This is a genomic window from Sandarakinorhabdus sp. (assembly GCF_031422795.1).
Lineage (GTDB): Bacteria > Pseudomonadota > Alphaproteobacteria > Sphingomonadales > Sphingomonadaceae > Sandarakinorhabdus.
Genome location: NZ_JANPML010000179.1, coordinates 1 through 4,733, shown reverse-complemented (window position 1 = coordinate 4,733; position 4,733 = coordinate 1). Strand labels below are relative to the sequence as shown.

Annotated in this window: 4 protein-coding genes; all 4 read left to right on the top strand. The window is 62.5% G+C overall.

Annotated features, from left to right (window positions below):
- A partial coding sequence (sucC, locus tag RMO81_RS06545; RefSeq protein WP_310474987.1) for an ADP-forming succinate--CoA ligase subunit beta occupies nucleotides 1-768 on the top strand: 768 nt, incomplete at its 5' end.
- 1 nt (nucleotide 769) lies between these two features.
- On the top strand, nucleotides 770-1,654 hold the full coding sequence (sucD, locus tag RMO81_RS06540) for a succinate--CoA ligase subunit alpha (protein WP_310474986.1): 885 nt from the start codon (nucleotides 770-772) through the stop codon (nucleotides 1,652-1,654).
- A 119-nt stretch (nucleotides 1,655-1,773) separates the two neighbouring features.
- The gene (locus tag RMO81_RS06535; protein WP_310474985.1) at nucleotides 1,774-4,587 is read left to right on the top strand and encodes a 2-oxoglutarate dehydrogenase E1 component; all 2,814 of its coding nucleotides are present in this window, start codon (nucleotides 1,774-1,776) and stop codon (nucleotides 4,585-4,587) included.
- A gap of 12 nt (nucleotides 4,588-4,599) precedes the next feature.
- The coding region (locus RMO81_RS06530; protein ID WP_310474988.1) for a biotin/lipoyl-containing protein at nucleotides 4,600-4,733 on the top strand (134 nt) is incomplete at its 3' end.

Sequence of the window (4,733 nt, the reverse complement as noted above, 5' to 3'; positions counted from 1 at the left end):
GACGTGGCCCATAACCACCCCGAAAAAATCCACACCATCACCATCGATCCGGCCACCGGTGCCATGCCGCACCACGGCCGCGCCGTTGCTGCCGCGCTGGGCCTGACCGGCCCGCTCGCCAAGCAGGCCGAGAATGTGACGTTGAAGCTCTATGATGCCTTCGTCGGCACCGATGCCAGCCAGATGGAAATCAACCCGCTGGCCGTGACGGACGATGGCAAGCTGCTGGTGCTCGACGCCAAGGTCGGTTTTGATCCCAACGCGCTGTATCGCCACCCTGATCTGGTGGAACTGCGCGACCTGACCGAGGAAGACCCGGCGGAAGTCGAAGCGTCGAAATACGATCTCGCCTTCATCAAGCTCGATGGCAACATTGGCTGCCTGGTCAATGGCGCTGGTCTGGCCATGGCCACCATGGACATCATCAAGCTGAACGGCGCCGAGCCGGCCAACTTCCTCGATGTCGGCGGCGGCGCGGACAAGGAGAAGGTGACCAACGCCTTCAAGCTGATCCTGAAGGACCCGGCGGTGCAGGGCATTTTGGTCAACATCTTCGGCGGCATCATGCGCTGCGACATCATCGCGGAAGGCATCATCGCCGCCGCCAAGGAAGTGCAGCTTTCGGTGCCGCTGGTGGTGCGCCTGGAAGGCACCAACGTCGAACTCGGCAAGGAAATCCTCGCCAATTCAGGCCTGCCGATCGTGTCGGCCGACAATCTGGGTGATGCAGCGGCCAAGATCGTTGCTGAAGTGAAGAAGGCCGCTTGAGATGAGCATTCTCGTCAACGCCAATACCCGCGTCATCACGCAGGGCTTCACCGGCAAACAGGGCACGTTCCATTCGGAACAGGCCATCGCCTATGGCACCAAGGTCGTCGGCGGCACCGCGCCGGGCAAGGGCGGCCAGACCCATCTTGGCCTGCCGGTGTTCGACACCGTGGCGCAGGCCCGCGAAGCCACCGGTGCTGATGCGTCGGTCGTCTATGTGCCGCCGCCCGGTGCCGCTGATGCCATCTGCGAAGCCATTGCCGCCGAAATCCCGCTGGTGGTGTGCATCACCGAAGGCATTCCGGTGCTCGACATGGTGCGTGTGAAGCGCGCTCTGCAGGGCAGCAAGACCCGCCTGATCGGGCCGAACTGCCCCGGCGTGCTGACGCCGGGTGAATGCAAGATCGGCATCATGCCCGGCAATATCTTCCGCAAGGGTAGTGTCGGCGTCGTTTCGCGTTCGGGCACGCTCACCTATGAAGCCGTGCACCAGACCACCAATGTCGGCCTGGGTCAGACAACGGCAGTCGGCATCGGCGGCGATCCGGTGAACGGCACCAATTTCATCGATATGCTGGAACTGTTCCTGGCCGACCCCGCCACCCAGTCGATCATCATGATCGGCGAAATCGGCGGCGATGCCGAGGAACAGGCCGCCCAGTTCCTGATCGACGAAGCCAAGCGCGGCCGCAAGAAGCCGATGGTGGGCTTCATCGCTGGCACCACGGCGCCTCCGGGCCGCCGCATGGGCCATGCCGGTGCGATCGTTTCGGGCGGCAAGGGTGATGCCGCTTCGAAGATGGCCGCCATGGAAGCCGCCGGCATCCGCGTGTCGCCGTCGCCGTCGCTGCTTGGCGAAACGCTGATCGAAGTGCTGAAGGGTTGATATCGCCGGCCATAGCTGCCGCCATGCGCGGCAGCTATGGCTGCGATGTGGCATAAGGTCATGACTTTGCGGCTGCGGGCCGTTACACATGGCATCATGTCTGGATCGAGGATTTGACGATGGAACCGCAAGCCCTGCTGCCCGGCCCCGAAGACCGGATCGGGCCAAGCTGGGCTCGGCCGAACTGGCCGATCCTGCCAGGTGATGATCTGACGCGCGGCCTTGATGCCGCCGGCATGTTTGCCGAAAGCACCGCCAAGACCGCTGGTCGCGCTGCTGCGGCCGCTGCCGTTGCCGGCGCGTCTCCGGAAGAAATTTCGCGGGCCGCCCAGGATGCGATCAGCGCGCTGATGTTGATCCGCACTTATCGCGTGCGCGGGCATTTGGCCGCCAATCTCGATCCGCTCGGCCTGGCGGTGCGGGATCTGCCGGCCGATCTGACGCCGGGTTATCACGGCTTTGGCGATGGCGATCTTGATCGCCCGGTGCATATCGGCGGCGCGCTTGGCCTGCAGACGGCGACCATCCGCGAGCTGGTGGGCATCCTGCAGCGCAATTATTGCGGCAATGTCGGCCTGGAATATATGCACATCAACGACGTCGAAGAACGTCGTTTCCTGCAGGACAAATATGAAGGCCGCGACAAGGAAGTTCAGTTCACTGCCAATGGCAAGCGGGCAATTCTGAACAAACTGCTTGAAGCCGAACAGTTCGAAAAATTCCTTGGCCGCAAATATGTCGGCACCAAGCGTTTCGGCCTGGATGGCGCCGAAGCCATGATCCCGGCGATGGAATCGATCATCAAGGTTGGCGGCCAGATGGGCATCACCGAAGTGGTGTTCGGCATGCCGCACCGTGGCCGGCTAAATATGCTGGCCAACGTGCTGCAGAAACCATACCGCACCATTTTCCACGAATTTGCCGGTGGTTCTTCCAATCCTGATGATGTCGGCGGTTCGGGCGATGTGAAATATCACCTTGGCACCAGCACCGATCGCGAATTTGACGGCAACACGGTCCATCTCAGCCTGGTCCCCAACCCGTCGCACCTCGAAGCGGTTGATCCGGTCGTGCTTGGCAAGGTGCGCGCCATCCAATCACTGGTGGGCGATGAAGACCGCAAGAAGGTCATGCCGGTGCTGCTACACGGCGATGCGGCCTTTGCCGGCCAGGGCATCGTGGCGGAATGTTTCGGTTTCTCCGGCCTTGATGGCTATGGCACCGGCGGCACCATCCATTTTGTCGTGAACAACCAGGTCGGCTTCACCACCAGCCCGCAGTTTGCGCGCTCGTCGCCCTATCCGTCCGATGTCGCCAAGATCGTGCAGGCGCCGATCTTCCACGTGAACGGCGACGATCCCGAAGCCGTGACGTTTGCCACCAAGGTCGCCACCGAATTCCGCCAGCGTTTTGGCCGCGATGTGGTGATCGACATGTGGTGCTACCGGCGCTTTGGCCACAACGAAAGCGACGAGCCGAGCTTCACCCAGCCGCTGATGTATGCCGCCATCGGCAAAAAACGCCCGGTGAGCGAGCTGTATGCCGAACGCCTGGCCCGCGAAGCCGTGCTCGACAATGCCGGCTACAAGGCGATGATCGATAGCTATGTGTCGATGCTGGAAGACGAATTCGACGCTGCCGCTGGCTTCAAGGCCAATGCTGCCGATTGGTTCGGCGGGCGTTGGGCCGGACTTGGCCGCCCCAAGGAAGCCATCGACAGCCGCCGCGCCGCGATGACCGGCGTTTCGATCACCGAACTGCGCGAAATCGGCAAGCAGCTGACCACCGTGCCCGATGGCCTGACCATCCACCGCACCCTGGCTCGTGTGCTCGATGCCAAGGCGGAGATGATTTCCAGCGGTGGCGGCATCGATTGGGCCACCGGTGAAGCGCTGGCCTTTGGCGCCCTGCTGAAGGATGGTTATAGCGTTCGCCTGTCGGGCCAGGATTGCGGCCGCGGCACCTTCAGCCAGCGCCATTCGGTGTGGACCGATCAGAAGGACGGCCATCGTTACGTGCCGCTTCGCGCGATGGACCCGAATTTCACCGTGCTCGACAGCCCGCTTTCGGAATTCGGCGTGCTGGGTTTCGAATATGGTTTTTCGCTCGCCGATCCGAAGTCGCTGGTGTTGTGGGAGGCGCAGTTCGGCGATTTCGTCAACGGCGCGCAGACCATCATCGATCAGTTCATTGTGTCGGGCGAGATCAAGTGGCTGCGGGCCAGCGGCCTCGTCATGCTGCTGCCGCATGGCTATGAAGGGCAGGGGCCTGAGCATAGCTCGGCGCGTCTGGAACGCTTCCTCAGCCTGTGCGCGGAAGACAATATCCAGGTTGCCAACTGCACCACCCCGTCCAACTTCTTCCACCTGCTGCGCCGCCAGATGCTGCGCGATTTCCGCAAGCCGCTGGTGGTGTTCACGCCAAAATCACTGCTGCGTCACAAGCGGGCGGTTTCGACGCTGGCCGATATGGGCCCGGCGACGACCTTCCATCGCTGCCTGGACGATCTGAAGCCCTGCGATCCCAAGCAGGTTCGTCGCGTCGTGCTGTGTACCGGCAAGGTCTATTATGATCTGCTCGAAGCCAGCGAGAAAGACAGCCGCGATGACGTTTATCTGCTGCGTGTCGAACAGCTTTATCCGTTCCCCGGCGATGTGGTGGCCGAATATGCTGCCAAATTCCCCAACCTTGAAACCGTGGTGTGGGCGCAGGAAGAACCGCAAAACGGCGGCGCCTGGACGTTTGTCGCACCGCTGATCGAAGCCGCTCTTGATCGCCGCCCGGTCTATGCCGGTCGTGCGGCGGCGGCTGCCACGGCCACCGGCCTGCTGAAGCGCCACAACGCCGAACAGGCCAAGCTGGTGGCCGAAGCGCTGGGTGCCACCACGACGCAAGTGAAAGCCGCCATCCGCGGCGGCCTCAAGAAAAAGTAAGAAGGTTCGATCATGGCAACTGATGTCATCGTGCCCGCCCTGGGCGAATCCATCACCGAAGCCAGCGTTGGCCAATGGCTGAAGCAGCCCGGCGAAGCGGTCGCGGCCGACGAAGCCATTGTGGCGCTGGAAACCGACAAGGTGGC